This is a genomic window from Bacillus sp. 5B6 (assembly GCF_000259405.1).
GTDB classification, from domain to species: Bacteria; Bacillota; Bacilli; order Bacillales; family Bacillaceae; genus Bacillus; species Bacillus velezensis.
In genome coordinates this window covers 2081687-2108028 of record NZ_AJST01000001.1, presented here as the reverse complement: position 1 = coordinate 2108028, position 26342 = coordinate 2081687, and the positions used below count along the sequence as shown (strand labels likewise).

The following is a 26342-nucleotide window of genomic DNA, read 5'->3' as shown; positions in this document are numbered from 1 at the left end:
GCCGCAATGTCTTTCAGCCGGGGACATTGCTCTCTGCTGCCGTTGTTTATATACTAGTTCCTCGTCATCGCGTTCCGTGTTTTCTAGTTTGTTGTTCATTATGCTATGCGCAAGAGCGGGATGTCAATCTTTTTTTCCGATATGCGGCAATAATGACACAGTGAAAAGAAAACGCTAAAATATGATTATTCAGGAATGAAAAGAACGAAGGAGCGTAAACATGGCAGCGAGAAAGATCATTCCGATACGTGTGCCGACTCCGTTTGCAGTCGGCGACGTTATCGTTTATTTAGTAAAAGATGAAGCCTTAACCCTTATTGATTGCGGCCCGAATACAAAGGAAGCGGCTGAATCGCTCTCATTGCAGCTTAAGGAACACGGGGTTTCTGCGGCGGATATAGAACAGGTGGTACTCACTCATCATCACGCAGATCATTCAGGTCTGCTGCACCTTTTTTCTGAGGATACGGAAGTGATCGGGCATCCGCTGAATGACAGGTACATTACTCAGGATCAGTCGTATATCGCCCGGCAGGAGGACTTTTTTCTGTCGCTTATGACCGAAATGGACGTTCCCCTGACGCCTGAAGACATACATAAAACAGTTAAGCTATCATACTTATTTTCTGCAAACCGTCCGTTAACGAAAACAGTGAGGGAAGGCGGGAAAATTGATGGGCTTAACGGCTGGACGGTGCTCGAAATCCCGGGTCATGCCGCTTCTCACATTGCGCTCTACCATGAAAAAAGCGGTGAAATGTTCAGCGGTGATTTGCTTTTGTCCAACAGCTCCACCAATCCGATTCTGGAAGCTCCGGAAAAGGGGGGCGTGCGCGCGGCCCCGATGCTCGACTACTTGAACTCAATGAAGCGGCTGTATGACGTAAACCCGTCCTTTTTATATCCGGGACACGGCGATCTGCTGACAGACGTAAAGCCTGCTTTTGACAGGCGGCTTGAAAAACAGAGAAACCGGTCGGAATATGTGCTGCGCCTGTTGTCAGAGGAAACGCTGACGGCTTTCCAGGTATGCCGGCGGCTGTTTCCGGCTGTGTATGAAAATGAATTGTTTTTAACGATGTCAGAAACGATCGGCCATCTTGACGTGCTGGCCGCCGAAGGGAAGGCTGTATCCTTTCAGTCGGGGAACACTCTGAAGTTTAAAGCTGTGAAGGGGTGAAGGAAATGGGCAGATTAACGGATAAGCGGATTTGGATCACCGGAGCATCCGGCGGACTCGGAGAACGGCTTGCATATTCCTGCGCGGCAGAAGGGGCTCATGTTTTTTTATCCGCCAGGCGGGAGGACCGCTTGCAGGAAGTGAAAAAGACGATTACCGCGCGCGGCGGACAGTGTGATGTCATCCCGTTTGACGTCCGGCATGCAGAAGAGGCTGAAAACGTAAGGCGTTTGATCGGTCATGTTGACGTATTAATCAACAACGCCGGCTTCGGCATTTTTGAAACGGCCGCTGATTCATCTTTGGATGATATGAAGGCAATGTTTGAAGTCAACGTCTTCGGATTAATCGCCTGTACGAAGGCCTGTCTTCCTGTGATGCTTCATGCGAAAAGCGGCCATATTATCAATATCGCCTCACAGGCCGGAAAATTGGCGACGCCGAAATCAAGCCTTTATTCCGCAACGAAGCACGCCGTGTTAGGGTATTCCAACGCGCTGCGGCTTGAGCTGGCCGGTACGGGTGTAGCCGTGACAACGGTTAATCCTGGTCCGATCAAAACAGACTTCTTTACAATTGCAGATAAAGAGGGCGGTTATGTGAAAAGCGTCGGCAGATGGATGCTTGATGCCGACCATGTGGCAGAGCGCATTACATCCGTGATTCTGACGGATAAACGGGAAATGAATCTTCCGCGATGGATGAGCCTCGGGACGAAGCTGTATCAGCTTTTCCCATCGTTTACAGAAAAACTGGCCGGCCGCGCATTAAAGAAAAAGTAACAAGGGGGAAAAAGGAATGTCCGACCGGGATATACACAAGGCATTGATGGCAGAGCCTTTAGTCAGGCAAATGGCGGAGGCGCGTGAAGTATTTTGGATTAATCCGCATAAAACCGATGATCCAGTAAAACATGGCGCTGAATGGAAAAAGGAGATTGCCGAAGCGGAAGAAAGGCTGCGCCGGTTTGCGCCTTATATCGCGTCGGCTTTTCCGGAGACGGGAGCGGAGGAAGGCCTCATTGAATCTCCGCTTGTCTTGATTAATGAAATGAAGAAGCATCTGGAACACAGCGCTGCTCAGGCTTTCCCTGGGCGTTTGCTTTTGAAATGCGACGACGAACTTCCGATTTCCGGTTCTATTAAAGCGCGCGGCGGGATTTACGAAGTGCTGAAGCATGCCGAAGATCTCGCGGTAAAAGCGGGAATGCTCTCAGCAGACGACGATTACAGTATATTGACTGAAGAACGGTTTACCGCTTTTTTCTCAAAATACTCTATAGCTGTCGGCTCTACGGGCAATTTAGGTCTGAGTATCGGCATAATCGGCGCGAAGCTCGGCTTTTGTGTGACCGTTCATATGTCCAGTGACGCAAAGCAGTGGAAAAAGGAGCTGCTTCGGGAAAAGGGGGTTCGCGTCATCGAATATGAAGCAGACTACAGTCTGGCTGTCAAAGAGGGGCGCATGCAGGCGAAGCAGGACCCTTATTGTTATTTTATTGATGATGAGCATTCCCGGGATCTGTTTTTGGGGTATGCCGTAGCGGGAAGCCGTGTGAAAAAGCAGCTCGATCAAATGAACATAAAGCCTGATGCAGATGAACCGCTTTTCGTTTATTTGCCGTGCGGGGTCGGAGGAGGCCCGGGCGGCGTCGCGCTTGCGCTAAAGCTGATCTATGGCGAGCATGTCCATATTTTTTTCGGTGAGCCGACGCATTCACCGTGTATGCTGTTAGGACTGTTTTCCGGCTTGCATGACGGAATCAGCGTGCAGGATATCGGTCTTGATAATCAAACGGCCGCCGACGGACTCGCGGTGGGAAGGCCGTCCGGACTGGCCGGCCCTCTGATGGAACCTATACTCAGCGGCTGTTATACCGCCGATGACGGCACGCTTTTTTCGCTGCTTTATCAATTAAGAGCGGCCGAGAATAAGAGCCTTGAACCCTCTGCACTCGCCGGACTGGCCGGAGCCGTCAAGGTCGTTCAGACCGAAGCCGGAAACCGTTATATAAAAGAGCGGGGGCTTGAGATGGAAAATGCCGTGCACCTTGTGTGGAGCACCGGCGGAAGCATGGTTCCGGAGGAGGAAATGGAAGAGTACAGCCGGATCGGTTCCTCATTTTTGAAAAAAATGGGCAGACAGTGAAGCGGTTTTCCGTTACAATCTTTGTAAGCGTTTGTTTTTTTATCGGAAAGCCATACAGAGAGATTGGTGTGAATTGTGAAAAGTAAAGAATTGAACTTACATACATTGTATACGCAGCACAGCCGCGAGTCGTGGGCCGGATTCGGCGGCCATCTTTCCATTGCCGTTTCAGAGGAAGAAGCCAAGGCCGTAGAAGGGCTGAATGACTACCTGTCGGTGGAAGAAGTAGAAACGATTTACATTCCGCTTGTGCGCCTGCTCCATCTTCATGTCACGTCTGCCGCAAGACGGAATCAGCATGTCAATGTATTTCTGAAGCATCCGCATTCAGCGAAAATCCCGTTTATCATCGGAATCGCGGGCAGCGTCGCCGTCGGCAAAAGCACGACGGCGAGAATTTTGCAAAAGCTTCTTTCCCGTCTGCCGGACAGGCCGAAGGTGAGCCTGGTGACAACCGACGGTTTTTTGTATCCGACAGCGGAATTAAAAAGGAAAAACCTTCTGTCCAGAAAGGGATTCCCGGAAAGCTACGACGTGAAAGCGCTGCTTGAATTTCTGAACGATATAAAGTCAGGGAAAGAGAGAGTGGAGGCGCCCGTATATTCCCATCTTACCTATGACAGGGAAGAGGGCGCCGTCGAGGTTGTCGAAGGTGCGGATATCGTTATTATCGAAGGAATCAATGTCCTGCAGTCGCCGACCTTAGAGGACGACAGGGAAGATCCGCGGATTTTTGTATCGGATTTCTTTGATTTTTCGATCTATGTGGATGCCGAAGAAAGCCGGATTTTCACGTGGTATTTGGAGCGTTTCCGCCTCTTAAGAGAAACCGCTTTTCAGGATCCGGCTTCTTATTTTCATAAATTTAAGGATTTGTCTGATGCAGAAGCGGATACCATGGCCGCCTCCATTTGGGAGAGCGTCAACCGTCCGAATCTGTATGAAAATATCCTGCCGACAAAATTCAGATCCGATTTGATTTTGAGAAAAGGTGACGGCCATAAAGTTGAAGAGGTGCTGGTAAGGCGGGTGTGATGTGAGGAGGAAGCGAATATTATGATGCATCATATTGAATTGTATGTATCTGACTTGAAAGCCTCCGCCCGGTTTTGGGGATGGTTTTTAGGTGAGCTCGGTTATAGGGAATTTCAAAATTGGGACTCCGGCATCAGCTGGAAAAACGCAGGATTTTATGTTGTGCTTGTACAGACAGAGGAGCGTTTTTTAACACCGGAGTACCACAGATGCCGGGTCGGGCTGAACCATCTGGCTTTTCATGCTGCATCAAGAGAGCAGGTTGACGAGATGACAGAAAAGCTGCTTGCCAGAGGATGCCCCGTGCTTTACAGGGACCGCCATCCATATGCAGGCGGAAGCACGCATTACGCCGTATACACGGAGGACCCGGATCGGATAAAAGTGGAGCTCGTTGCTTCTGCTTCTGAATGAACTATAACTTTTCGTTTTTTTCTTCGCGCAGCGCGTCGAGTTTCTTTTCGATTCTGTCCAATTGTATGCGGCGCTGCTTCAAGCTTCTGAATACGTATATCACGGCAAACAGGAAAACCGCGGCCGCAATAAATGAAATCAATTGAAAAATGACATCACCGATGTTCATCTTTTTTACCTCCGTGTGCGGCGGGCTTCTTCAGCCCGCCGTTTTTTCATTTTGACCGATGTGAAGACATGGGGGATGAATCATTTTTCATTTCTCTCTTAGCTTTGTTTTTTTCTGAGAATGAATAGTTTCTGCATGTGGCTTATGACCACTTTTGCGGCCGCATATCCCGGAATGGCCAGCAGCATCCCGGCAATTCCTGAGAATTTGCCGGCGGCAAGCAGAAGAAAAATAATGGTCAGCGGGTGAATGTCCAGCTTCCGTCCCATAATTTGCGGGGAAATCAGCTGGCTTTCAAGCTGCTGGACAATGACGACGACCGTAATCACCAGCACCGCCTCGGTCGGTGAATCGAACAATCCGACAATGACTCCGGGAAATGTGCCGATCCAAGGCCCGATAAACGGAATCAGGTTTGTCACCATGGCGAACGCGCCCAGAACGAGCGGATAATCGAGCCCGATTATAAAATAGCCGATTGTGACGAGTACGCCGACACAAAAACTGACGAGCAGCTGTCCTTGTATGTATGAACTGAGAGCTTCATCCATGTCCCGAAGGATTCGTTTTCCTTCTTTTTGATGTTTTTCCGGAAGAAGCCGCAGCAGTCGCCGGGGGGCTTTGTTTCCTTCTTTTAACATGTAATACAGCGCAAACGGAATAATGGCGGCGGTGATGGCGGCATTGGCAGCCGTACCGGCCAGGCTGCTGAGAGAATCAGCGATTGAACCGGAATAATTTGCGGCTTTGTCCGCTAATTTTTTAAAGGAATCCCCATGCTGAAGCCGGGAAAACCATTTGCTGTCCTGAAGATGCCCGATCCAATTTTCAGCTTTTGCGGAAAGCTCCGGAATATGATCTGTGAAGGCTGTAAACTGTTTTTGAACGGCGGGGCCCGCCGTATAAAGGAAGAGGACAAAAAGGCCGGCTGTTCCCGCATAAATCGCTAAAATCGCGATTCCTTCGGGCAGCTTTAATTTCGCATGCAGCAGTCTGACGAGCGGGCGGCACAAATAGTAAAGGACGCCCGATAATACAATAGGCGGAAACAAGGTTTTAACCGTAATCACAACAGGCTGGAACAAAAAGTCTATTAATGTTCCGAGATAAATGATGAGAAATAACAGAAGAACGGCATAGCCGATCCTGAAATAAGGCCCGACAGGCATATCCTGCACCACGCAATCTTTAAGGGTTTACTCTCGGACGTTTCCCTTATCGCCCGGTGCATAAACGTCCGTGTCAGGAAAACTGCCCCTGATTGGTGACGTAATCGTAGATAATATCTTCTACATGGGCATGGAGATCCTCATCGGGTTCTTCATTCCTTCTTTCTTCTAAAGCTTTTTTTAAACTCTGTTTTTCATAGGGGCTCAGCGGATCTGTCGACACATTCCGTCCATACTGGCGGAGGGCTTGTCCCAGCATTTTTTCTATAAATTGATCCATCGTATATTCTCCTATTCTTGTCATTCATCTTTATTCTACTAAATATCATGTGATCCTCCCACTCTTCTATCATATTTTCTGTCAGGCCGGGGCAGGATTTTTATTCCAATTCAGCTGAGAGAATACGATGAAACGGCAGCGTTAACGCATCTTCATCGTTTATGATTTTTAAACGTTTTTCGTCATGCCTCACTTGTTTTACCCATCCCCAAAAGCGGCGGGGGCCGTGTGCTGAAGCATAGGTGACCGAGATGGCCCTGTCTTCTTCAATTGACGCCGCAATGATGCGGTTCATGTCGTTCAGTTGCTCTTCGCTCAGTTCCGGAGGCCGGAATTCCCGTTCTTTTCGTTTTTTTGCAAGCAGCTGCTCCCGATGTTCGGGCAGCATCATCCGGCTTGATTCCCACATGACATTATACCCGGGTGTTAATTTGTTCGGATTCATGTATATCACCTCAAATTATTTGTAGTGCCCGCCGATTTTTTCAGCCCGGTGAAAGGCTTGGCCGGCCTCTGTCAGTGAAGCGGCATGGAGGAGCGACGCAGGGCCGTACCGCTCATGAATATCATCCAATACTTTGCCGAGACTGATCTTTTTTTCCTGAGCATCGAACAGGCTCAGCTGAACATAATCACAAGGCTCCAGCTGGGAAAGGGAGACGCCGGCGCTGCGGACGGGCTCACCGTTCCAATGCTCTTTGAAGAGCTTGACCGCCGCTTTAAAAATATCCATTCCGAAATTAGTCGGAGAGATCAGCTTTCTCTGTCTGTGAAAACCTGAAGGGAATTCAAAATCAGCGCCTCTGATGCTGACCGAAACCGTATGGCCGATGTATTGTTTGAAACGGGCGCGGCGGGCCACTTCTTCGCTTAACTCCAGCAGCACGACTTTGATATCCTCAAAGCGGCTGTAGTCTTTCGGGAGGGTCATGTTATGGCCGATCGCTTTTTGCCGGCTGTGCGTGTTGACGGTGACCGGAGAGGGATCGATGCCGCGGGCTGTCCGCTGAAGCAATTCGCCGTTAATGCCCCAGCGTTTTTTCAGCAGTTCGGCTGGGTGCCCGGCAAGCCCGCCGATTGTGCTGATGCCCATCCGTCTTAAATGATGCTCCATCCGTTTTCCGATGCCGAATAATTTTCCGACCGGCAGCGGCCACAGATCCTGCCTGATATTTGACATATCCAATCTGTGAATGCCGGATGCGTTTTTTTTGGCAAAATGGTCGCAAGCCATTTTCGCGAGCGCCTTATTCGGCCCGATGCCGACACGGGCATAAATTCCGAATTCACGCATAATCGCTTGTTGAATGCTTCTGGCAATTGTAAAAGGATCACCGAACAGCCGCCTGCTTCCGGTCACGTCGAGAAACTGCTCATCGATGGAGTAGGGTTCTACAAGATCGGTATACCGTTCAAACAGTTCGGTAATCATGACGGATACATCAATATACCGCTGCATCCGCGGACGGACAATAACGGCGTCGGGACATTTGGCCTGCGCTTCCCACAGCCGTTCGGCATTTTTTACGCCGTATCGTTTGGCGAGCGGACAAGCCGCAAGCACGACGCCGCTGCGTCTTTCGGGATCTCCCGAGACAATCACGGGCCGGCTTTTGAGATGAGGCGCTTCCGCTTTTTCCACAGACGCATAAAACGATTGCATATCAACAAGAAGAATATCAGCCATAAAAAAACCTCCGGGAACGTTTGTTCTGTTTTTCATTGTACCCGAACAATGATCACGTTTATACTGGTAAATCATTCCCCGGCTGGAAGACGTGCTGATTCGTTTGCTTGAAAAGAAATCATTTACAATTGCAAACAACCCACATATAATTTTTTATATTCCAATGAGAAGAGCTGACATTCATTTTGCCGGACGAAAAGGAGAGTCAATCGATAATGGATATTCGAACAATTACCTCTGAAGACTATGAAATGGTTACGTCTGTTTTGAATGAATGGTGGGGCGGCAGGCAGATGAAAGACAAACTGCCGCGCTTGTTTTTTGAACATTTTCAGGACACAAGCTTTATCACGTACGGGCCGGAGGGAATGACCGGTTTTTTAATCGGTTTTCAGTCACAATCAGACCCTGAGACAGCCTACATTCATTTTTCGGGTGTGCATCCGGATTTCAGAAAAATGCAAATTGGAAAACAGCTCTACGACCGATTTATGGAGACGGTGAAGAAAAGGGGCTGCACAAAAGTCAATTGCGTGACGGCACCTGTCAATAAAGTATCAATCGCTTATCATACAAAATTAGGCTTTGAAGTTGAAAAAGGAACCAAAACCGTAAACGGAATCCCTGTTTTTGCGAATTATGACGGTCCGGGAGAAGACCGGATTCTGTTTGTGAAATACATATGAGGGGGATGAATATGGGTTTTTTAGCTGACACGCCCAAACCGCCCTATTATGCGGTCATTTTTTCATCAATAAAGGGAAAATATGATAAGGAATATGAACATACGGCAGAGCGCATGATGAATTTGGCAGGCGGACAGCCGGGCTTTTTAGGCGCGGAAAGCGTTCGGGAGGAAAACGGCTGCGGCATCACGGTTTCCTACTGGGACAGCCTGGAGGCGATTAAAAGGTGGAAAGATCATACTGATCACCAGGCGGCAAAACAAAAAGGAAAAAGCGCCTGGTATGAAGCGTACGCGGTCCGCATTACGAAGACGGAGTCACAGCGGATGTTTGCGTCAAAAGGGGCGGAAGATTGATTACATTTTTACAGCATACACAAGAACAGACCGCGCGGGAAATTGCGGCGGTTCAGCGCTGCTCTTATCAAAAAGAAGCAGAGCTGATCGGCTTTTTCGGCATTCCCGCCCTGCATGAAACACCTGATGATATACAGCGGTCACGGGAGACGTTTGCCGGTTTCAAGGAAAAAGATCAGCTTGCAGGCGTCATTTCGTATGAAAAAAAGGGATATGACCTTGTCATATGCAGGCTGACGGTGCATCCTTCAGGCTTTCGGAAAGGAATCGGACGGGCGCTTCTTCAATTTGTGATAGACGAGAACCGGGACGCCCAAAAAATAGAGGCGGCTACCGCCAGCCAAAACGTTCCGGCAGTCTCTCTCTATTTAAAAACCGGGTTCACGGAAGCCGGACAGATAGAGACGCCGGAAGGGCTGACCCTCTCGTTTTTTCATCTTTATCCGAAGAGGAAAGCGGAAGTTGTTCCGTACAAGCCGGAATGGAAAGAAATGTTTGAAAGAGAGAAGACGGACTTGATCCGAATCTTCGGCCCAGCACTTCATTCTGTCAGCCACATCGGCAGCACCTCCATCCCGCAGATGGCCGCCAAACCCGTCATCGATATACTGGCGGAGGTCAAAGATATTTCGGACGCTGACCGATTCAGTCCGCAGCTGGAAGCACTCGGCTATGAGGCGAAAGGGGAAAATGGGATAGAGGGCCGGCGTTTCTTTCAAAAAGGCGGCAGCAAGCGCACACACCACGTCCACATATACGAAACAGGCCATCCGGACGTGAAGCGTCATCTGCTGTTCCGGGATTACCTCACCGCAAAGCCTGAAAAAGCGGCTCAATACATGGAACTGAAACAGCACCTCGCTGAGACATACCCATACGATATGGCAAAGTATAGTGAAGGGAAAAATGACTGGATCAAGGCGGCAGAACAAGAGGCAAAGGACTGGGAGAGCGGGCTGTTGTAAAGAAAGCAGAAACAATGCATACAGCGGCTCGGTATGCTACAATGGCGAAAATGAAAAACGGAGGATCATCTATGCAAATACATGTGACGGATGCGGCGAAACACACACTTCAGCAGGCGATGGACGCCAACCCGGGGAAAAAAGCGCAGCTCCGCTATGACGCAGAAGGTTGCGGGTGCGCGGTGAGCGGCGTGCCGACCATCTGGCTGGCGGACGAATTAACGGGACAATGCGAAGCCATTGAAACCAACGGACTTCCGCTTTACATCCAGACCTCACAAAAAGTGTTTTTTGACGAGGAAATGACAATCGATTACAATGAAAAGGCAAAAACGCTCGTCTTAAAAAGCCCGGCAGAGATGCTGAGCCCGAGAATGAGCATATTAGTAAAGCAGGGAGAAACGGAAAGTGAATCAAAAGCTGAAAGCCATTAAACAGACGGCACAGCATAAAACGTGGGTATCCTTTCTGAACAACAACCACCCGTACAGTCTGCTGCACTGGTCTATTGGAGGCGCAGAATCCGTTCAGAAGGATGTCTGGCTGCTTCAGGATGAGATGACCTTCAAAGCGCAGGAGTTTACGACAATCGACCTCGCCATTGACTGGATCGGAGAAAATATGGACGGGATTACCGACGTTTTATGACGGGAAAGCGAAAGAACCAGCATACGTTCTTTCGCTTTTTTACGTTTGCGTCATGGTATCTAAAAAGGTTTGAACGGCTTTACGGTAGCTCTCCGGATTTTTGGTGTACGACATGGCATGCCCGCCCGATTCGGCCAGATAGAACATCTTAGGGCCGCGTTTTCTGCGGTGCAGCAATTCGGAAGAAGCGGAAGGTATATAATCATCTTCCTTACTGTGAATAAACAGCACGGGCTGCCGGATTCGGCTGATAACCGATAGAGGCGATACATCACGGATACGGTATCCTTCTCTCATCCGCAAAAAGAAATCAGCCAAAGGCAGAAGCGGCCACGGAGGCAGCCGGAACTCCCGCTTCAGTCTGTAGGCGAGCTGATCGCGAAAGCTTGCGAACGGACAGTCCGCAATATAAAAATCAGCGCCGTTTTCATCCTGATGCCCGCCCGCGTATAATAAGGCCCTCACCGCTCCCATCGATTCGCCGTGTATGCCGATTTGACCGACGTCTCCGGTTTTGTGTCTCACCCAATTCACGGCTTCTTCCAAATCATCTTTTTCAAAATAGCCGTAGCTCGTCGTTCTGCCGCCGCTTTTTCCGTGCCCGCGGTGGTCATATACGAGCACATTCCAGCCTAAATCTAAAAATAAATCCATGTATTTCAATGAATTGAACGAATTTACGGTAACGCCGTGACAAATAATCATGGAGTTTGCCGTATGATGCGGGGCGACGTAAAAGCCTTTGATCTCATACCCGTGGCGTGACAGGATGACGGCCTCTTCTTTTTCCATGGCCTGGAAGGAATCAAATCTGTCATGCCCGTCCGCCGTTTCTTTTTTCATGATATCTTCATCCGTCTTTTTCTTCATAAACATAATCAGATTCGTAAAAGCGAATCCGGCAGCCAAAAAGACTGCGCAAGCCGAACCGAACACCGCCAGCCATTTTTTCACACAGGCACCCTCCTTTAATATGAAAAATCCTTCCTCCGGCTTTTCAGGACCGTGAACGTTGCCGGCCTCCGGCGCTCCGTGGTACACTTGCTTCACCATATTCAGATACGGGGGGCGTAATGATGAAAAAGCAGCTGCCTAAAGAAAAACACAGCTTAAAAGACGATCTGGAGGAAGATCTGAAGGCCAGGCTTTTGCAAATGAAAAGTGAGCTGAAGGAAGAAGACGAGAAAAAACAGGCGCAGCAAAAGGCGGAACAAATCAGAAAACGAAAAGAAGAAGAAAAACATAAAAGCTTTGAAGAGCTGCTGAATGAAAGCAGTCTCGATTGGCATAAATATAAATAAACCGGCATCTGAAAAGGTGCCGGTTTTATTGTTTAAGAACGATGGGCTTCGTATATGTCCCGTTTTGTATGGTATTGCAGGGCTTTGATTTCCTGGCTGCTTAAACGACGGGCCTCTGCAGCCGAACAGTTTTCTCTCAGCTGCTCAAGTGAGCTGGCTCCGGTGATGACAGAAGCGACGGCCGGCTGTGACAGCAAGTATTGAAGAGAAAGCTCCGTCATGCTCAAGTCAGGTGCGGCAGCGCTGATCGCTTTTTTGGTTTCTGCCAGTTCTGCAAAAGAATATGTTAAATAGCCGTTCTCTTTTACGCTTGCGGCCGCTTGATCAAGCGGTTTTTCCGTAAGAAGCCCTTTAGCGACAGGCCCTCTTGCGACTACGCTGATTCCGTTCTCCTCTAAAAGGGGGAGCCACTCCTCGGGACGCCGGTCCAGCAGGCTGTATTGCATCATAACGCTAGTGATATTTGATTTTTTCACATATTCTTTAATAACATTCGGACGAATCGAGGAAATGCCGTAATACCGGATGACACCTTCCTGTTTTAAGTCCTCAAAAGCTTCGATCGTTTCGTCAATATGATCTTCCATCGTGCCGCCATGCAGCTGATAAAGGTCGATATAGTCCGTTTTCAGCCGGCGCAGGCTGTTTTTGACCGCTTCTTTTATGTATCCTTTGGAAGCGTCCCAATGCCAGCCGTCTTTATCATCATTCCAGCGGTTTCCGGCTTTCGTGGCTAAAATGATGTCGTGCCTGCGGTTTTTGACGGCCTCCCCGACAATTTCCTCATTTCTGCCGAAATCATAAAGATCAGCGGTATCTAAATAATTGATTCCAAGCTCGATCGCTTCATCCAAAATAGACAGCGCTTTAGCTTTATCCGTGCCCAGCGACATACAGCCGAGCCCGATTTCGCTTATTTCTAAATCAGAATGTCCCAGTGTGCGTTTTCTCATCGTTTCGCTCCTTTTTATAGTCTTTTATTGACCGTAATATAAAGGCGCGAAGTTTTCAACTGTTAAGGCCCGGTGATCCAATCTCCGACATAGCGGAATGTCCGTCCGTATTCTTTCAGTTTAGCCCGCACTTCCCACGCCTTTCCGACCAATACGATACTCTTATCCTTCCGGTACACCTTCAATCGAAAAGCACCTCCCTCTCATGCATGTATGATAAAATATATGAGGCATAATAGAGAGACAGAATGGGAGATGACATGATGAAACATTTAGAAGAAAAAACACTTGCGAAAAAAAAGCTGTATGACGGGAAAGTCATAGATCTTTACTTAGAGGATGTAGAGCTCCCGAACGGAAAAACAAGCAAGCGGGAAATCGTCAAACATCCGGGAGCGGTGGCCGTACTTGCGGTGACTGAGGAAGGAAAAATCATTTTGGTGAACCAGTTCAGAAAGCCGCTGGAACGGACAATCGTTGAAATTCCGGCCGGGAAGCTTGAAAAGGGGGAAGAGCCGGAACATACGGCGTTAAGAGAGCTCGAGGAAGAAACGGGATATACGGCGGAAACCTTGACGAAAATCACCGCTTTTTATACATCACCCGGGTTTGCTGATGAAATCGTGCATCTCTTTCTTGCGGAAGGGCTTTCGCCGCTGGAAGAAAAACGAGAGCTGGATGAGGATGAATTTGTCGAAGTCATGCAGGTCACGCTTGAAGAGGCCGTGAAGCTGATTGAATCCCGCAGGGTGTATGACGCAAAAACGGCGTACGCGATTCAGTATCTCCAGCTGAAAGAAGCGCTGAAGGAAAAATGATGAAAACCATCTATGCGGATCTGCATATTCATATCGGCCGCACCTATACGGGAAAACCGGTCAAAATCACCGGGGCCAAAACGTTGACGCTGCACCGGATTTTAGAAGAAGCCAGTGAGGGGAAGGGAATTGAACTATTGGGCATCATCGACTGCCATTCCCCGGAAGTCATAGAAGAAATCGAGCGCGGAATTGATGAAGGCGGATACCGTGAGCTGAAAGAAGGCGGCATCCGGTATCGGAATACGACGCTTCTGTTGGGCAGTGAGCTTGAAATCTATGATCACACATGCCGCGGGCCGATTCACGTTCTCGTCTTTATGCCGTCTCTTGCCGAAATGAAGATGTTTTCTGAGTGGCTCGCAAAAAGGCTTAAAAATATCCATCTCAGTTCCCAGCGCATTTATGAAACCGGTTTGAATCTTCAAAGGAAAACAAAGGAATTGGGCGGCCTGTTTATTCCCGCCCATATGTTCACCCCGCATAAAAGCCTGTACGGAAAAGGGGTCATATCTTCTTTGACAGAAGTTTTCGACCCGGCGCTCATTGATGCGGCGGAACTCGGATTAAGCTGCGACACCGACATGGCTTCGCGGGTAACAGAACTTGATCCGTATACATTTTTAACAAATTCTGATGCGCATTCCTTAGGAAAAATCGGCAGAGAATATAATGAAATGCTTCTTAAAGAAGCGAATTTCACGGAATTTTCGCTGGCTTTAAAAGGGAAGGACGGAAGAAAAATCACGGCGAATTACGGGCTGAATCCGAAGCTCGGGAAGTATTACCGGACGGCTTGCGACCGATGCGGCAGCCCGGTTGAAAAAGGAGCTTCCGCCTGTCCGGAGTGCGGGGGGAAAACAATGACAAAAGGGGTCAGTGAACGGCTGGAGGAACTGAGCGGACCGAAAAAAAGCCGCGTGCCGCGGCCGCCGTATATTCATCAAATCCCGCTGCAGTTCATTCCCGGGGTCGGGCCGAAAACGTTAGAAAAACTGAAGCGGGCTTTCGGAACGGAGATGGCGATTCTTCATCAGGCGCAAGAAGAGGAATTGGCGCGTGTCGTCCAGCCTAAAATAGCGGCTGTCATTCATAAAGCGCGCACCGGGCAGCTTGTCCTTGAGGCCGGGGGCGGAGGGACGTACGGCAGAATCAAGCCGTAAAAGCCGGTTTTTTAGCGGAGCTCCTCCTGCACCTTCTTTTTCGTGCGGACAAACGCAATCAATTCGATGATTTCATCCTGATTCAGCGGCTGTCCGTCAACGGTCAGTGTGCCGCGGCCTTGTGCGGCGTTTGTTAATTCGATGGTCTGGGTAAACGGCTCCGCCTTTTTTTCAGTGCGCCCCAGTAAATCGTCGCACGTCGTGTCAAACAGATCGGCAAGCGTGCCCAGCGCCTCGAATGACGGACGCCGGTATCCTGATTCATACCCGGCGTACGTGCTTTTGGCGATGCCGAGACGGTCAGCCGTATATTGAAGAGACCAATTTTTCTTTTTTCTCAGTTCAGTTAAACGATCTAAATTCATATTCAAAACCGCTCCTTTTCACTTGAGCAAATTATATCATATCGATATGCAAAAGTGTACGCGAATTGAATAATAATCACTTGATTAATTTCATTCGTCTGTCTATAATTTGATTAAAAGTATGCGAAAAGCGAATGCTTAACACATCTTGAGAAATGGATGAAGAGGTGCAGGGTATGAAAAAATTATTGCTGTTAACAACCGGAGGAACAATCGCCTCAGTCGAAGGAGAAAACGGGCTTGCACCCGGGGTGAAAGCAGACGAATTGTTAACCTACGTATCAAAACTTGATAACGATTACACGATGGAAACCCATTCGTTAATGAACATCGACAGCACAAATATGCAGCCTGAATACTGGGCCGAAATCGCAAATGCTGTCAAAGAAAAATACGACGCTTATGACGGGTTCGTCATTACGCACGGAACAGACACAATGGCTTATACATCAGCGGCACTGTCTTATATGCTTCAGCATGCTGATAAACCGATCGTCATTACGGGTTCGCAAATCCCGATTACATTTCAAAAAACCGATGCCAAAAAAAATATCACGGACGCGATCCGCTTCGCATGTGAAGGGGTGGGCGGCGTATACGTCGTATTTGACGGCAGAGTCATTCAAGGCACACGCGCCATTAAATTGAGAACGAAAAGCTATGATGCATTTGAGAGCATTAACTATCCGTATATCGCGTTTATTACCGAAAACGGAATTGAATACAACAAACAAGTGCACATGCCAAAAGACGATGCTTTTACGGTCAATACTTCACTTTGCACGGACGTGTGCCTGCTCAAGCTCCACCCGGGGCTGAAACCGGAAATGTTTGACGCATTAAAGGGCATGTACAAAGGAATCGTCATTGAAAGCTACGGCAGCGGCGGCGTGCCGTTTGAAGGAAGAGACATTCTCGCCAAAGTCAATGAAATGATTGAAAGCGGCATTGTCGTCGTCATTACGACACAATGTCTTGAAGAAGGAGAGGACATGAGCGTCTATGAAGTCGGCCGAAGAGTCAATCAAGATCTCATTATCCGCTCCAGAAATATGAACACGGAAGCCATCGTGCCGAAATTAATGTGGGCGCTCGGCCAGTCTCACAACTTGGCTGAAGTCAAAAACATTATGGAGACACCGATCGCAGACGACGTTGTACTGTAAAAACATGACTACCACAAAGAGAAAGTAGGGTTTTAGCATGACAAACGCGCAAAAAGAATATCGTCAGGAAAAAGATTTCCTCGGAGAAAAACAAATTGAAGCTGATGTGTATTACGGAATACAAACGCTGCGCGCGAAAGAAAACTTTCCGATTACCGGCTACCGCATCCACGAAGAAATGATTAATGCGCTCGCCATCGTCAAAAAAGCGGCGGCGCTTGCCAACATGGATGTAAAACGGCTGTATGAAGGAATCGGAAATGCGATTGTACAGGCCGCAGATGAAATTCTTGAGGGGAAATGGCATGACCAATTTATCGTCGATCCGATCCAAGGGGGAGCCGGAACGTCCATGAACATGAATGCCAACGAAGTAATCGGCAACAGAGCTCTTGAAATCATGGGCCATAAAAAAGGTGAATACATTCACCTCAGCCCGAACACACACGTCAACATGTCACAATCGACGAACGACGTGTTCCCGACGGCAATCCATATTTCAACCTTGAAACTTTTGGATAAGCTCCTTGATACGATGGCGCATATGCTCAGTGTCTTTAAAGATAAAGCGAAACAATTTGATTCTGTCATTAAAATGGGGCGCACACACCTTCAGGACGCTGTGCCGATCCGTCTCGGACAGGAATTTGAAGCATACAGCCGCGTGCTTGAGCGTGACATAAAGCGAATTAAACAATCCCGCCAGCATCTGTATGAAGTAAACATGGGGGCAACGGCCGTAGGTACGGGACTTAACGCCGATCCGCGCTACATAGAACAGGTTGTGAAGCACCTGGCTGACATCAGCGGACTGCCGCTTGTCGGCGCCGGCCATTTGGTTGACGCCACACAAAACACTGATGCGTATACGGAAGTTTCAGCCGCGTTGAAAGTATGCATGATGAACATGTCTAAAATCGCCAACGATCTGCGCTTAATGGCTTCAGGTCCGCGCGCGGGACTTGCGGAAATTTCACTGCCCGCCCGTCAGCCGGGATCATCCATTATGCCTGGGAAAGTCAACCCTGTAATGGCAGAGCTGATCAACCAAATCGCCTTCCAGGTCATCGGGAATGACAATACGATCTGCCTCGCTTCAGAAGCGGGCCAGCTGGAGCTTAACGTAATGGAGCCGGTACTCGTATTTAACCTGCTTCAATCCATCAGCATCATGAATAATGGGTTCCGTTCATTTACCGATCATTGTCTGGCGGGAATTGAAGCCAACGAAAAACGTCTGAAGCAATACGTGGAAAAAAGCGTCGGCGTCATTACAGCGGTCAATCCGCACCTCGGGTATGAAGCGGCTGCGCGAATTGCCCGTGAAGCAATCATGACGGGGCAATCTGTAAGAGATCTTTGCCTTCAAAATGATGTACTGACAGAAGAAGAATTGGATATCATTTTGAATCCGTATGAAATGACAAAACCGGGGATTGCCGGAAAAGATCTATTAGAAAAATAAATTTTAAAGCAACAACAGCCGCCTTTTCACGTTTTTTAGTGAATAGGCGGTTGCCATACAAAGGGATGAGGCAGTATAGTATAATTTGTTATATCATTTGATGAAAGCGTTTTAGCTTTTTTCTTCTAGGGGGATTTTCTTATGAAAGAGGTCAGATTGCCGAATTTATTGGAAATTATTATCTTATTATTCGGGTTTTTAGCACTTGTCTTATCGTTCACAGTGTTTTTAGACCTGCCGATCCAGCTAGCTCTATTAATATCCTGGTTTTTCGCTATTATTCTCGGAGTCAGGCTGGGATATTCATATAAAGACTTGCAGGATTCGATTGTCACCGGGATATCAAACGGTCTTGAAGCGGTGTTGATTCTTGTTTCGGTCGGTGCGCTCATCGGGACATGGATTGCCGGCGGCGTTGTGCCGACGTTAATTTATTATGGTTTAGAGTTTATTAATCCTCATGTTTTCCTTCTGGCTACACTGGTTATTTGTTCCGTTATGTCCGTTGCGACCGGAACGTCGTGGGGAACCGTGGGAACCGCGGGAATCGCCATGATTGCCATCGGAGAGGGAATGGGTATACCGCTTCCGATCGTAGCGGGAGCCGTTTTGTCCGGCGCTTACTTCGGAGACAAGCTTTCACCGCTGTCTGACAGTACGGTGCTTGCCTCCACGCTTTCTAAGGTGGATGTGCTGTCACACGTCAGAGCGATGATGTATCTGTCAATTCCGTCCTATATTATTACGGCCATTCTATTTACCGTAACGGGATTTATATACGGCGGAAAAAATATTGATCTCGACAAAGTGGAATTTTTAAAATCTTCATTGCAGAAAACGTTTGACATTCATATATGGATGCTCATTCCGGCTGTTGTCGTCGTTGTCCTTCTGATTTTGAAAAAGCCGTCTATGCCCGTTATTATCATCGGTGCTTTGCTTGGCGCAATCTGGGCTTCCGTCTTTCAGGGCATGAATTTTGCCAGTGCCATCGCGACTGCTTATAATGGTTTTTCTATTAAAACGGACGTCGAATTTTTAAACGGCCTGTTAAACCGCGGAGGCATTACCGGTATGCTGGATACGTTAGTCGTTATCCTGTTCGGTCTTGGTTTTGGAGGAATTCTTGAGAAGCTCGGCGTATTAAAAGTGATTGTCTCAACTTTTGAGAAAAAGCTGACCACACCGGGAAATGTAACGCTTTCGACATTGATCGTCGCCCTTTTAGGAAACATTTTCGGCTGTGCGATGTACGTGTCATTGATTCTGACGCCGAAAATCATGGAGAACAGTTATGATAAACTGAAACTTGACAGAAGAGTTTTATCCCGGAACGCAGAGGTGGGCGGCACGCTTACTTCAGGGATGGTGCCGTGGTCTGATAACGGCATCTATATGGCCGGCATTCTCGGCGTATCCACATTTTCTTATCTGCCGTTCATGTGGCTCAGTTTTGTATCTATCGGACTGGCAATATTGTACGGATACACGGGGAAATTCATTTGGTACACGAAAGAAAAATCCTTGCAATCTCAAAAATTGGGTTAGGAGGTTCATTTCATGATTACAAAGCATATGATTCGGACGTTAATGATTGAAACGCCGACTGTTCCCGGAAATCTCGGAAAAGTGGCAACCGCCATCGGAGTGATGGGCGGAGATATCGGGGAAGTTGAAACCGTTAAAGTCGGCCCGAACTACACAATGCGCAACATTACGGTGCAGGCTGAAAACGAAGAGCAGCTGCAGGAAATCATTCAAGCCATTGAAGCTCTCGGTGAAGGCATCCGTCTTCATACAGTCTCAGATGAAGTGCTCTCTGCTCATGAAGGCGGCAAAATTCAGATGAAAAGCAAAATGCCGATCCGGACATTGGCTGAGCTTGGCCGTGTTTATACGCCGGGCGTCGCCGATGTGTGCAGACTGATTGAAAACGAGCCTGAAAAAGCGTCCATCTATACGACAATCAGCAATTCTGTCGCCATTGTCACCGACGGCACGGCGATTCTCGGCCTCGGCAATATCGGCTCTGTCGCCGGAATGCCCGTAATGGAAGGGAAAGCCGCGCTTTTTGACCAGCTGGCGGGTATCAGCGGAATTCCGATTTTGCTCGATACCTCTGATCCGGAAGAAATCATTCGCACGGTAAAACATATTTCTCCGGGGTTCAGCGGAATTCTGCTTGAAGATATCGGTTCGCCTCACTGCTTTGACATTGAAGACCGCCTGAAAGAAGAACTGGACATTCCGGTTATGCACGATGACCAGCACGGCACGGCGGTCGTCACGCTCGCCGCCGCCATTTCCGCTTGTAAAAGCGCCGGTCTTGATTTAAAAGAAGCGAAGGTCGGTCAGATCGGTCTCGGCGCGGCAGGCGTCGCCATCTGCCGCATGTTTATGGCATACGGAGTCAAAGCGGTCTGCGGAACGGACAAATCAGAAGACGCAATGAACCGCCTCGCTCAGTACGGAGGTCAGCCGCTTGGAAGCATCAAAGAATTAATGGACACGTGTGACATTGTGATCAGCACCACAGGAGTTCCGGGTCTCATTAAAAAAGAGGATGTCAGAAAAGGACACGTCATTCTGGCTTTATCTAATCCGAAGCCGGAGATTGAACCGGAAGAGGCATTACAAGCCGGAGCCGCTTATGCAGCTGACGGCCGTTCGGTCAATAATGTTCTCGGCTTCCCGGGGATTTTCCGCGGCGCGCTGAACGCCAAAAGCAAGAAAATCGACCATGAAATGCTTGTGGCGGCCGCAGAAGCCATCGCCTCTTGCACAAAACACGGCGATCTCGTGCCTCAGCCTTTGGATGCGGACGTGCATCAAGCCGTATCAGCAGCCGTAGAACGGGCCGCGGCAGGAAAATAAACAACTCTTACAGTACCGGACATGTGCCGGTGCTGTTTTTTTTATCATGAATAGGAAGCGGAATTCTTAGGCAGGCTAACAGATAGCAAAAGACGGAATAAAGAGGTGTCGATGTGGATTATTTTCCGCTGATCCATACAAATATTTGGGATGCTGTGATCGGGGTGCCGGTCGTCTTATGCGTCACACAGCTGATCAAAGTGTTCTGCCGGGTTCCAGGCATATTCGTTCCCACGATTGCCCTTGCTGCCGGAAATGTTGTGTCTATCGTTTTCGGTCATCATGAACACGTGTATGCGGGGATTTTTATGGGGTTTTTTTACGGATACGCCGCAATGGGGAGCTATTCATCTGCCAAAACGTCTCTGCGCGCTTACCGGTCGAAACATGAGCCGTATTCATGAACACATCTGGATTTTTTTGTTATGATAAAGAAAAGGGAAAAAGGAGCGATTGGCACATGGCGAAGAGCAAAACGAAAAAAATGCGGGAGCATCTCAAAAGAAACGGGATGCGTGACGCAGTCCTGTCAAGGGGGACGTCGCCGTCTTTCAGCACCCATGAAAGAGTGACGAAAACCAAAAAAGACAGGCTTGAAAGAATAAAGCATAAAAAAAGGAACCCCTATGATCACCGGAGTGATGACGGGGGTTCTTTTTTTATGCCCGAATCTCGCGCCTTTCTATGATTTCTCTGTCATGTTTTCTCTTTTCTTTCATACAATCTACTAAATCAAGTCAATAGATTAGCGGGAGGAAAGCGGTATGAGAAAACAATCGTACAAAGAACTGTTTTTTCGCCATGTAAAGGATCATCTGTCACTTTATATATTTGTGTTCGTCTTGTTTTTGATGGGGGTCATTTTCGGGGCGATCATCGTCAACAGCATGACCATCACGCAGAAAGAAGATTTGTATTACTATTTAAGCAAGTTTTTCGGACAGCTGTCTGACGGAAAACATGCCGGCGCTTCAGAAATGTTTTGGCAGGCCGTCTTTCATGATGTGAAATATTTGGGGCTGATGTGGATCCTCGGTATTTCCGTGATCGGTCTTCCGGTTATTTTCATTATGGTGTTTTTGAAAGGAATCGTCGTCGGCTTCACTGTCGGTTTTTTAGTGAATCAGATGGGGATGAACGGGTTTTTCCTGTCATTTATTTCGGTTCTGCCGCAAAACATCGTTCTCATTCCGGCATATCTTATCATGGGGACATGCTCCATCGCTTTTTCACTGAAACTGATCCGGCAGCTGTTTGTCAAACGCAGCCTTCATGACGCGCCGATCCAATGGTTCGGACGCTACGCCTTCGTGCTGATTCTCATCGTTTTCTTCTCGGTCATCGCCTCGCTGCTCGAGGCGTACGTGTCTCCGCTGTTTATGGAAAAGCTGTCATCACGCATATTTTAGAATGATTATCACAAAATAATACTTTTATTTATCAGTTTATAATAATTATAGTTGGAACTCTGCGCGTATTTTGTTATAATGAGTCATGGAATGCGGCGTAGGAGGGAAAGACATGGAAAACCGTATTGATCGAATTAAAAAGCAGCTGCACTCGTCAAGCTACAAGCTTACGCCACAGCGGGAAGCAACGGTAAGAGTGCTGCTTGAAAACGAAGAAGACCATTTAAGCGCAGAAGATGTATACCTCCTCGTAAAAGAGAAATCTCCTGAAATTGGTCTCGCTACAGTATACCGTACATTAGAATTATTAACAGAGCTAAAAGTCGTTGATAAAATTAACTTCGGGGACGGCGTATCCCGCTACGACCTTCGCAAAGAAGGCGCGGCTCACTTTCATCACCATTTGGTGTGCATGGAGTGCGGAGCCGTCGATGAAATTGAAGAAGATCTGCTTGAAGACGTTGAAGAAGTGATTGAACGTGATTGGAAATTTAAAATTAAAGATCATAGATTGACTTTTCACGGAATCTGCCACCGCTGCCGCGGGGATGAAACAGAGTAAAAGCCTACGAACCTTTTCTGCCAGGAAAGGGTTTTTTGCTGTTTTTATGTATAAAAGCCTTTGAAATTGGCATAAGGTGTACTAACAGCCGCCAACAGAAAGGGTCGATCGAAAGATGGGCAGATTCCTAAAAACAGCCGCGGATACGATCAAAGTGTTTATTCTGTTCACAGGTTTTACCGCGCTGTTCTATTATGCTATGATATGGGTGAATTCAGAGTATGAAAACTATCATCGGTACGATAAACCGGAAGGCTCCGCCGTCAAAGTGGCCAAAACGGAACATGAGGAGAAAGACGGCTGGTTCGGCCGATTGATCTTTTTTTACCAAAACGGGGAGTAGATCAAGAGTGAAGGATCAAATTAAGGATTTCATCCATTATGTGAGGGTTGAAAGAGGGCTGTCCCAAAATACGATGATGTCCTATGAGCGTGATCTGAAAAGTTATTCTCTCTTCTTAACTGAAAGCCTTCAGATCACTTCATGGAATGATGTGACCCGTCTTCATATTATTCAATATTTAAAGCATATAAAGGACTCCGGGAAATCCGGCAAGACGTCTGCGAGGCACTTGGCGTCGATCCGGTCTTTTCATCAATTTCTGTTAAGGGAAAAAGCCGCGGATAAAGATCCTTCGGTACATATTGAAACACAAAAAACAGAGCGGACGCTTCCGAAAGTATTGGCGCTTCACGAAGTTGAGCGGTTATTGGACACGCCTAAGCTTGACAGCCCGTTCGGTCTCAGGGATAAAGCCATGCTTGAACTGCTGTACGCAACCGGCATCAGGGTCAGCGAGATGATCGAGCTGAAATTATCCGACGTCCATTTGACGATGGGATTCGTCCGCTGCTTCGGAAAAGGGCGGAAAGAGCGGATTGTGCCGATTGGTGAAGCTGCTTCTCATGCGATAGAAGCATACATTGAAAAAGCCAGAGGGAAATTATTAAAGAAAAACGTAACCGAAGCGCTTTTTCTGAATCATCACGGCAGGCAGATCAGCCGTCAAGGTTTTTGGAAAAACCTGAAAAAAATCGCACTTGAAGCGGGGATTAAAAAAGAGCTGACACCGCACACGCTTAGGCACTCTTTTGCAACGCACCTGCTCGAAAACGGGGCGGATTTGCGCGCCGTGCAGGAGATGCTCGGACATGCCGATATTTCCACGACGCAAATTTATACGCATGTGACGAAAACAAGGCTGAAGGACGTGTACAAACAGTATCATCCGCGCGCTTAGGAGCCGCTGCCAGAGGGGCCGCGGCTTTTTTTGCCGGATTGGCGGAATACAGAGAAGGTTCTAATTATTTGAATCGGCATTGTCAACAAGAATGTAAACGGTTTATACTTGAGTTGTCTGACCTCTGTAAGCTACAATGGACAGATGGAAGAAAAGGAGGTTTTTATGATGTCTGAATACAAATATAACCGGGTATTTTTGATCGTAATGGATTCTGTCGGAATCGGTGAAGCGCCGGACGCCGCCGATTTTAATGATATAGGCGCAAATACGCTCGGACACATCGCAGAGCACATGAACGGCTTACATATGCCCCATATGGCGCAGCTCGGTCTCGGACTGATCGGAGACATTAAGGGCGTGGAAAAAACGGAGCACCCTCTTGCGTACTACGGAAAAATGCAGGAGGCGTCAAACGGGAAAGATACGATGACGGGACACTGGGAGATTATGGGCCTCTACATTGAAAAACCGTTTAAAGTGTTCCCGGAAGGATTTCCGGATGAACTTCTTCAGGAACTTGAGCGGCGTTCAGGACGGAAAATCATCGGCAATAAGCCGGCTTCAGGCACGGCGATTCTGGACGAGCTCGGAAAAGAACATATGGAAACGGGCGCGCTGATCGTTTATACATCAGCAGATTCCGTCCTGCAGATTGCGGCTCACGAAGATGTCGTTCCGCTTGACGAACTGTACAGCATCTGTGAAACGGCCAGAGAACTGACGCTTGATCCGAAATACATGGTCGGCCGGATTATCGCAAGACCGTTCGTCGGAGAACCGGGCAGCTTCAAACGCACGCCGAACCGTCATGATTATGCGCTCAAACCGTTCGGCCGCACGGTAATGAACGGAATGAAAGACAGCGGATTAGACGTCATTTCCATCGGCAAAATTTCTGATATTTATGACGGAGAAGGCATTACATCTTCCCGCCGCACGGTATCTAATATGGATGGCATGGACAAAGTGATTGAAACGCTCGGTGAAGAGTTCACGGGCCTGAGCTTTGCCAATCTCGTTGATTTTGACGCGCTGTACGGACACCGCCGCGATCCGGAAGGGTACGGAAAAGCGCTCGAGGAATTCGACGCGAGGCTTCCGGAAGTGTTTGAAAAAATGAAAGAAGACGATCTGCTTATCATCACTGCGGATCACGGCAATGATCCTGTCCATCACGGCACGGATCACACGAGGGAGTATGTGCCGCTTCTTGTGTACAGCAAAAAGCACAAACACACTGAACAGCTGCCGCTTGCGGATACATTTGCCGATATCGGCGCAACCATTGCGGATAATTTCAAAACAGAAAAGCCGGAATACGGAAAAAGCTTTTTATCAAGATTACAGTAGGGGGGACTTTTTTTGAAACAAAAGATCGAACGTGCTGCTGCATTTATTAAAGAACACGTGAAAGAAACACCAAAGATCGGTCTGATTTTAGGATCAGGGCTCGGCGTATTGGCCGATGAAATTGAAGGAGCTGTCAAGCTTACATATGAAACGATTCCTGATTTTCCGGTCTCAACGGTAGAAGGCCATGCCGGCCAGCTTGTGATGGGAACGCTTGAAGGAGTGCAGGTCATCGCGATGCAAGGCCGCTTTCATTACTATGAAGGCTACTCAATGGATCAGGTCACATTTCCCGTCCGCGTGATGAAGGCGCTCGGCGTTGAATCTCTCGTCGTGACGAATGCAGCCGGCGGTATCAACACTGAATTCCGCGCCGGCGATCTGATGATTATTACAGACCACATCAACTTTACGGGCACCAACCCGTTAATCGGGCCGAACGAAGCTGAATTCGGACCGAGATTCCCGGACATGTCAGAAGCCTATGACAAAGAGCTGTCAAGCTTGGCTGAAAAAACGGCCGATGAGCTGGGCATTCCTGTTCAAAAAGGGGTGTATACAGCTGTTACGGGGCCGTCTTACGAAACGCCTGCTGAGGTTCGGTTTTTAAGAACGATGGGTTCTGACGCTGTCGGCATGTCGACCGTGCCGGAAGTCATCGTCGCCAACCACGCGGGGATGCGCGTGCTCGGCATCTCATGCATTTCCAACGCGGCGGCAGGTATTCTTGACCAGCCGTTATCCCATGAAGAAGTAATGGAAATGACGGAAAAAGTAAAAGGCGGCTTTTTGAAGCTTGTAAAAGCCGTAGTCGCACGTTCTCAAAAATAAGTCAGCATCAGTCAGCTGTTTCTTCGGAAGCAGCTGTTTTTTTTGTGCCCTCAACACGGAATATTTTCCAGATAAGGCGTATAAAACCACCGGATTTGGAAAAA

At 48.2% G+C, this 26342-nt stretch carries 34 protein-coding genes; 25 read left to right on the top strand and 9 right to left on the bottom strand.

Going from position 1 to position 26342, the window contains the following annotated elements:
* Positions 1–220 precede the first annotated feature (220 nt).
* The 5 genes from MY7_RS09910 to MY7_RS09890 all read left to right on the top strand — a co-directional run bounded on the left by MY7_RS09910 (position 221) and on the right by MY7_RS09890 (position 4777).
* A complete protein-coding gene (locus MY7_RS09910; protein WP_007612389.1) occupies positions 221–1180 on the top strand; it encodes an MBL fold metallo-hydrolase in 960 nt (319 codons plus the stop codon).
* Between the two features lie 5 nt (positions 1181–1185).
* Positions 1186–1962 carry an SDR family NAD(P)-dependent oxidoreductase gene (locus MY7_RS09905; protein ID WP_017418085.1) on the top strand — a complete coding sequence of 259 codons (777 nt, stop codon included), beginning with the start codon at positions 1186–1188 and terminating at the stop codon, positions 1960–1962.
* Positions 1963–1978: 16 nt separating this feature from the next.
* Entirely contained in the window at positions 1979–3328 is a 1350-nt protein-coding gene (gene dsdA, locus MY7_RS09900; protein ID WP_007612385.1) for a D-serine ammonia-lyase, read from the top strand.
* Positions 3329–3403: 75 nt separating this feature from the next.
* Positions 3404–4363 (top strand): type I pantothenate kinase, encoded by a 960-nt coding sequence (coaA, locus tag MY7_RS09895; protein WP_003153290.1) that lies wholly within the window; start codon positions 3404–3406, stop codon positions 4361–4363.
* A gap of 24 nt (positions 4364–4387) precedes the next feature.
* Positions 4388–4777, top strand: a complete 390-nt coding sequence (locus MY7_RS09890) for a VOC family protein (protein WP_029326115.1) — start codon at positions 4388–4390, stop codon at positions 4775–4777.
* Position 4778: 1 nt separating this feature from the next.
* On the opposite strand, the gene MY7_RS19585 is transcribed toward MY7_RS09890, so the two are convergent.
* The 5 genes from MY7_RS19585 to MY7_RS09870 form a co-directional block, all read right to left on the bottom strand.
* Entirely contained in the window at positions 4779–4946 is a 168-nt protein-coding gene (locus MY7_RS19585; protein ID WP_007612383.1) for a DUF4083 family protein, read from the bottom strand.
* Between the two features lie 98 nt (positions 4947–5044).
* Complete coding sequence (locus MY7_RS09885) at positions 5045–6115, bottom strand: AI-2E family transporter (protein WP_029326116.1); 1071 nt, start codon at positions 6113–6115, stop codon at positions 5045–5047.
* 73 nt (positions 6116–6188) lie between these two features.
* Positions 6189–6395, bottom strand: a complete 207-nt coding sequence (locus MY7_RS09880) for a YqzH family protein (protein WP_003153294.1) — start codon at positions 6393–6395, stop codon at positions 6189–6191.
* Between the two features lie 100 nt (positions 6396–6495).
* Positions 6496–6840 carry a YolD-like family protein gene (locus MY7_RS09875; RefSeq protein ID WP_007409390.1) on the bottom strand — a complete coding sequence of 115 codons (345 nt, stop codon included), beginning with the start codon at positions 6838–6840 and terminating at the stop codon, positions 6496–6498.
* 15 nt (positions 6841–6855) lie between these two features.
* The gene (locus MY7_RS09870; RefSeq protein ID WP_029326117.1) at positions 6856–8082 is read right to left on the bottom strand and encodes a DNA polymerase IV; all 1227 of its coding nucleotides are present in this window, start codon (positions 8080–8082) and stop codon (positions 6856–6858) included.
* A gap of 215 nt (positions 8083–8297) precedes the next feature.
* Here MY7_RS09870 and MY7_RS09865 point away from each other — a divergent pair, with 215 nt between their 5' ends.
* The 5 genes from MY7_RS09865 (at position 8298) to MY7_RS09845 (ending at position 10737) form a co-directional block, all read left to right on the top strand.
* Entirely contained in the window at positions 8298–8768 is a 471-nt protein-coding gene (locus tag MY7_RS09865; protein ID WP_007612374.1) for a GNAT family N-acetyltransferase, read from the top strand.
* A gap of 11 nt (positions 8769–8779) precedes the next feature.
* Positions 8780–9124, top strand: coding sequence for an antibiotic biosynthesis monooxygenase family protein (locus tag MY7_RS09860; protein ID WP_017418080.1), 345 nt, complete (start codon positions 8780–8782; stop codon positions 9122–9124).
* Complete coding sequence (locus MY7_RS09855; RefSeq protein ID WP_007612372.1) at positions 9121–10089, top strand: GNAT family N-acetyltransferase; 969 nt, start codon at positions 9121–9123, stop codon at positions 10087–10089. The genes MY7_RS09860 and MY7_RS09855 overlap by 4 nt, the downstream gene beginning before the upstream one ends.
* Before the next feature lie 71 nt (positions 10090–10160).
* Positions 10161–10523 (top strand): iron-sulfur cluster biosynthesis family protein, encoded by a 363-nt coding sequence (locus MY7_RS09850; RefSeq protein WP_014305346.1) that lies wholly within the window; start codon positions 10161–10163, stop codon positions 10521–10523.
* Positions 10498–10737, top strand: a complete 240-nt coding sequence (locus tag MY7_RS09845; protein ID WP_003153307.1) for a DUF2552 family protein — start codon at positions 10498–10500, stop codon at positions 10735–10737. The genes MY7_RS09850 and MY7_RS09845 overlap by 26 nt, the downstream gene beginning before the upstream one ends.
* A 39-nt stretch (positions 10738–10776) precedes the next feature.
* On the opposite strand, the gene MY7_RS09840 is transcribed toward MY7_RS09845, so the two are convergent.
* Positions 10777–11691 (bottom strand): alpha/beta hydrolase, encoded by a 915-nt coding sequence (locus MY7_RS09840; protein ID WP_029326118.1) that lies wholly within the window; start codon positions 11689–11691, stop codon positions 10777–10779.
* Positions 11692–11813: 122 nt separating this feature from the next.
* Here MY7_RS09840 and MY7_RS09835 point away from each other — a divergent pair, with 122 nt between their 5' ends.
* Positions 11814–12038, top strand: a complete 225-nt coding sequence (locus tag MY7_RS09835; RefSeq protein WP_029326119.1) for a YqkE family protein — start codon at positions 11814–11816, stop codon at positions 12036–12038.
* A gap of 32 nt (positions 12039–12070) precedes the next feature.
* Here the strand turns inward: MY7_RS09835 and MY7_RS09830 are convergent, their stop codons facing one another.
* A complete protein-coding gene (locus MY7_RS09830) occupies positions 12071–12991 on the bottom strand; it encodes an aldo/keto reductase (RefSeq protein WP_007612367.1) in 921 nt (306 codons plus the stop codon).
* 62 nt (positions 12992–13053) lie between these two features.
* Positions 13054–13176 (bottom strand): Z-ring formation inhibitor MciZ, encoded by a 123-nt coding sequence (mciZ, locus tag MY7_RS09825; protein ID WP_003153315.1) that lies wholly within the window; start codon positions 13174–13176, stop codon positions 13054–13056.
* A 78-nt stretch (positions 13177–13254) separates the two neighbouring features.
* On the opposite strand from mciZ, the gene MY7_RS09820 reads away from it, so the two are divergent.
* A complete protein-coding gene (locus MY7_RS09820; protein WP_003153317.1) occupies positions 13255–13809 on the top strand; it encodes an NUDIX hydrolase in 555 nt (184 codons plus the stop codon).
* A complete protein-coding gene (locus MY7_RS09815; RefSeq protein WP_029326120.1) occupies positions 13809–14972 on the top strand; it encodes a TIGR00375 family protein in 1164 nt (387 codons plus the stop codon). Before MY7_RS09820 ends, MY7_RS09815 begins: the two co-directional genes overlap by 1 nt.
* An 11-nt stretch (positions 14973–14983) precedes the next feature.
* Here MY7_RS09815 and MY7_RS09810 read toward each other — a convergent pair whose 3' ends face one another.
* Complete coding sequence (locus MY7_RS09810; RefSeq protein WP_003153320.1) at positions 14984–15337, bottom strand: helix-turn-helix domain-containing protein; 354 nt, start codon at positions 15335–15337, stop codon at positions 14984–14986.
* A 176-nt stretch (positions 15338–15513) separates the two neighbouring features.
* On the opposite strand from MY7_RS09810, the gene MY7_RS09805 reads away from it, so the two are divergent.
* The 12 genes from MY7_RS09805 to MY7_RS09750 all read left to right on the top strand — a co-directional run bounded on the left by MY7_RS09805 (position 15514) and on the right by MY7_RS09750 (position 26238).
* Positions 15514–16503 (top strand): type I asparaginase, encoded by a 990-nt coding sequence (locus MY7_RS09805; RefSeq protein WP_003153321.1) that lies wholly within the window; start codon positions 15514–15516, stop codon positions 16501–16503.
* Positions 16504–16540: 37 nt separating this feature from the next.
* A complete protein-coding gene (gene aspA / locus MY7_RS09800; RefSeq protein ID WP_003153322.1) occupies positions 16541–17968 on the top strand; it encodes an aspartate ammonia-lyase in 1428 nt (475 codons plus the stop codon).
* Positions 17969–18109: 141 nt separating this feature from the next.
* On the top strand, positions 18110–19516 hold the full coding sequence (nhaC, locus tag MY7_RS09795) for a Na+/H+ antiporter NhaC (RefSeq protein WP_007612350.1): 1407 nt from the start codon (positions 18110–18112) through the stop codon (positions 19514–19516).
* 12 nt (positions 19517–19528) lie between these two features.
* Positions 19529–20842 (top strand): NAD-dependent malic enzyme, encoded by a 1314-nt coding sequence (locus MY7_RS09790; protein ID WP_007409402.1) that lies wholly within the window; start codon positions 19529–19531, stop codon positions 20840–20842.
* A 113-nt stretch (positions 20843–20955) separates the two neighbouring features.
* Complete coding sequence (locus MY7_RS09785; protein WP_003153325.1) at positions 20956–21246, top strand: hypothetical protein; 291 nt, start codon at positions 20956–20958, stop codon at positions 21244–21246.
* 56 nt (positions 21247–21302) lie between these two features.
* On the top strand, positions 21303–21530 hold the full coding sequence (locus tag MY7_RS09780) for a hypothetical protein (RefSeq protein WP_029326121.1): 228 nt from the start codon (positions 21303–21305) through the stop codon (positions 21528–21530).
* Between the two features lie 76 nt (positions 21531–21606).
* Entirely contained in the window at positions 21607–22251 is a 645-nt protein-coding gene (gene spoIIM, locus MY7_RS09775; protein WP_007409404.1) for a stage II sporulation protein M, read from the top strand.
* A gap of 112 nt (positions 22252–22363) precedes the next feature.
* Positions 22364–22813, top strand: a complete 450-nt coding sequence (gene fur, locus MY7_RS09770; protein WP_003153330.1) for a ferric iron uptake transcriptional regulator — start codon at positions 22364–22366, stop codon at positions 22811–22813.
* A gap of 115 nt (positions 22814–22928) precedes the next feature.
* The gene (locus MY7_RS09765; RefSeq protein WP_003153331.1) at positions 22929–23156 is read left to right on the top strand and encodes a YqzK family protein; all 228 of its coding nucleotides are present in this window, start codon (positions 22929–22931) and stop codon (positions 23154–23156) included.
* Positions 23157–23163: 7 nt separating this feature from the next.
* Complete coding sequence (xerD, locus tag MY7_RS09760) at positions 23164–24054, top strand: site-specific tyrosine recombinase XerD (protein WP_007612347.1); 891 nt, start codon at positions 23164–23166, stop codon at positions 24052–24054.
* 168 nt (positions 24055–24222) lie between these two features.
* Complete coding sequence (deoB, locus tag MY7_RS09755) at positions 24223–25407, top strand: phosphopentomutase (protein WP_015417748.1); 1185 nt, start codon at positions 24223–24225, stop codon at positions 25405–25407.
* A 12-nt stretch (positions 25408–25419) separates the two neighbouring features.
* Positions 25420–26238, top strand: a complete 819-nt coding sequence (locus tag MY7_RS09750; protein WP_007612343.1) for a purine-nucleoside phosphorylase — start codon at positions 25420–25422, stop codon at positions 26236–26238.
* Positions 26239–26342: the final 104 nt, after the last annotated feature.

Coding starts and splice junctions, on each gene's coding strand:
- MY7_RS09815 (WP_029326120.1), top strand. CDS start 13,809: ATGAAAACCATCTATGCGGATCTGCATATTCATATCGGCCGCACCTAT.
- MY7_RS09865 (WP_007612374.1), top strand. CDS start 8,298: ATGGATATTCGAACAATTACCTCTGAAGACTATGAAATGGTTACGTCT.
- MY7_RS09805 (WP_003153321.1), top strand. CDS start 15,514: ATGAAAAAATTATTGCTGTTAACAACCGGAGGAACAATCGCCTCAGTC.
- MY7_RS09830 (WP_007612367.1), bottom strand. CDS start 12,991: ATGAGAAAACGCACACTGGGACATTCTGATTTAGAAATAAGCGAAATC.
- MY7_RS09780 (WP_029326121.1), top strand. CDS start 21,303: ATGGCGAAGAGCAAAACGAAAAAAATGCGGGAGCATCTCAAAAGAAAC.
- MY7_RS09910 (WP_007612389.1), top strand. CDS start 221: ATGGCAGCGAGAAAGATCATTCCGATACGTGTGCCGACTCCGTTTGCA.
- MY7_RS09870 (WP_029326117.1), bottom strand. CDS start 8,082: ATGGCTGATATTCTTCTTGTTGATATGCAATCGTTTTATGCGTCTGTG.
- spoIIM (WP_007409404.1), top strand. CDS start 21,607: ATGAGAAAACAATCGTACAAAGAACTGTTTTTTCGCCATGTAAAGGAT.
- aspA (WP_003153322.1), top strand. CDS start 16,541: ATGACAAACGCGCAAAAAGAATATCGTCAGGAAAAAGATTTCCTCGGA.
- MY7_RS09820 (WP_003153317.1), top strand. CDS start 13,255: ATGAAACATTTAGAAGAAAAAACACTTGCGAAAAAAAAGCTGTATGAC.
- MY7_RS19585 (WP_007612383.1), bottom strand. CDS start 4,946: ATGAACATCGGTGATGTCATTTTTCAATTGATTTCATTTATTGCGGCC.
- nhaC (WP_007612350.1), top strand. CDS start 18,110: ATGAAAGAGGTCAGATTGCCGAATTTATTGGAAATTATTATCTTATTA.
- fur (WP_003153330.1), top strand. CDS start 22,364: ATGGAAAACCGTATTGATCGAATTAAAAAGCAGCTGCACTCGTCAAGC.
- MY7_RS09875 (WP_007409390.1), bottom strand. CDS start 6,840: ATGAATCCGAACAAATTAACACCCGGGTATAATGTCATGTGGGAATCA.
- MY7_RS09890 (WP_029326115.1), top strand. CDS start 4,388: ATGCATCATATTGAATTGTATGTATCTGACTTGAAAGCCTCCGCCCGG.
- MY7_RS09860 (WP_017418080.1), top strand. CDS start 8,780: ATGGGTTTTTTAGCTGACACGCCCAAACCGCCCTATTATGCGGTCATT.
- MY7_RS09790 (WP_007409402.1), top strand. CDS start 19,529: ATGATTACAAAGCATATGATTCGGACGTTAATGATTGAAACGCCGACT.
- dsdA (WP_007612385.1), top strand. CDS start 1,979: ATGTCCGACCGGGATATACACAAGGCATTGATGGCAGAGCCTTTAGTC.
- MY7_RS09880 (WP_003153294.1), bottom strand. CDS start 6,395: ATGGATCAATTTATAGAAAAAATGCTGGGACAAGCCCTCCGCCAGTAT.
- deoB (WP_015417748.1), top strand. CDS start 24,223: ATGTCTGAATACAAATATAACCGGGTATTTTTGATCGTAATGGATTCT.
- MY7_RS09810 (WP_003153320.1), bottom strand. CDS start 15,337: ATGAATTTAGATCGTTTAACTGAACTGAGAAAAAAGAAAAATTGGTCT.
- MY7_RS09905 (WP_017418085.1), top strand. CDS start 1,186: ATGGGCAGATTAACGGATAAGCGGATTTGGATCACCGGAGCATCCGGC.
- MY7_RS09850 (WP_014305346.1), top strand. CDS start 10,161: ATGCAAATACATGTGACGGATGCGGCGAAACACACACTTCAGCAGGCG.
- MY7_RS09835 (WP_029326119.1), top strand. CDS start 11,814: ATGAAAAAGCAGCTGCCTAAAGAAAAACACAGCTTAAAAGACGATCTG.
- MY7_RS09765 (WP_003153331.1), top strand. CDS start 22,929: ATGGGCAGATTCCTAAAAACAGCCGCGGATACGATCAAAGTGTTTATT.
- MY7_RS09885 (WP_029326116.1), bottom strand. CDS start 6,115: ATGCCTGTCGGGCCTTATTTCAGGATCGGCTATGCCGTTCTTCTGTTA.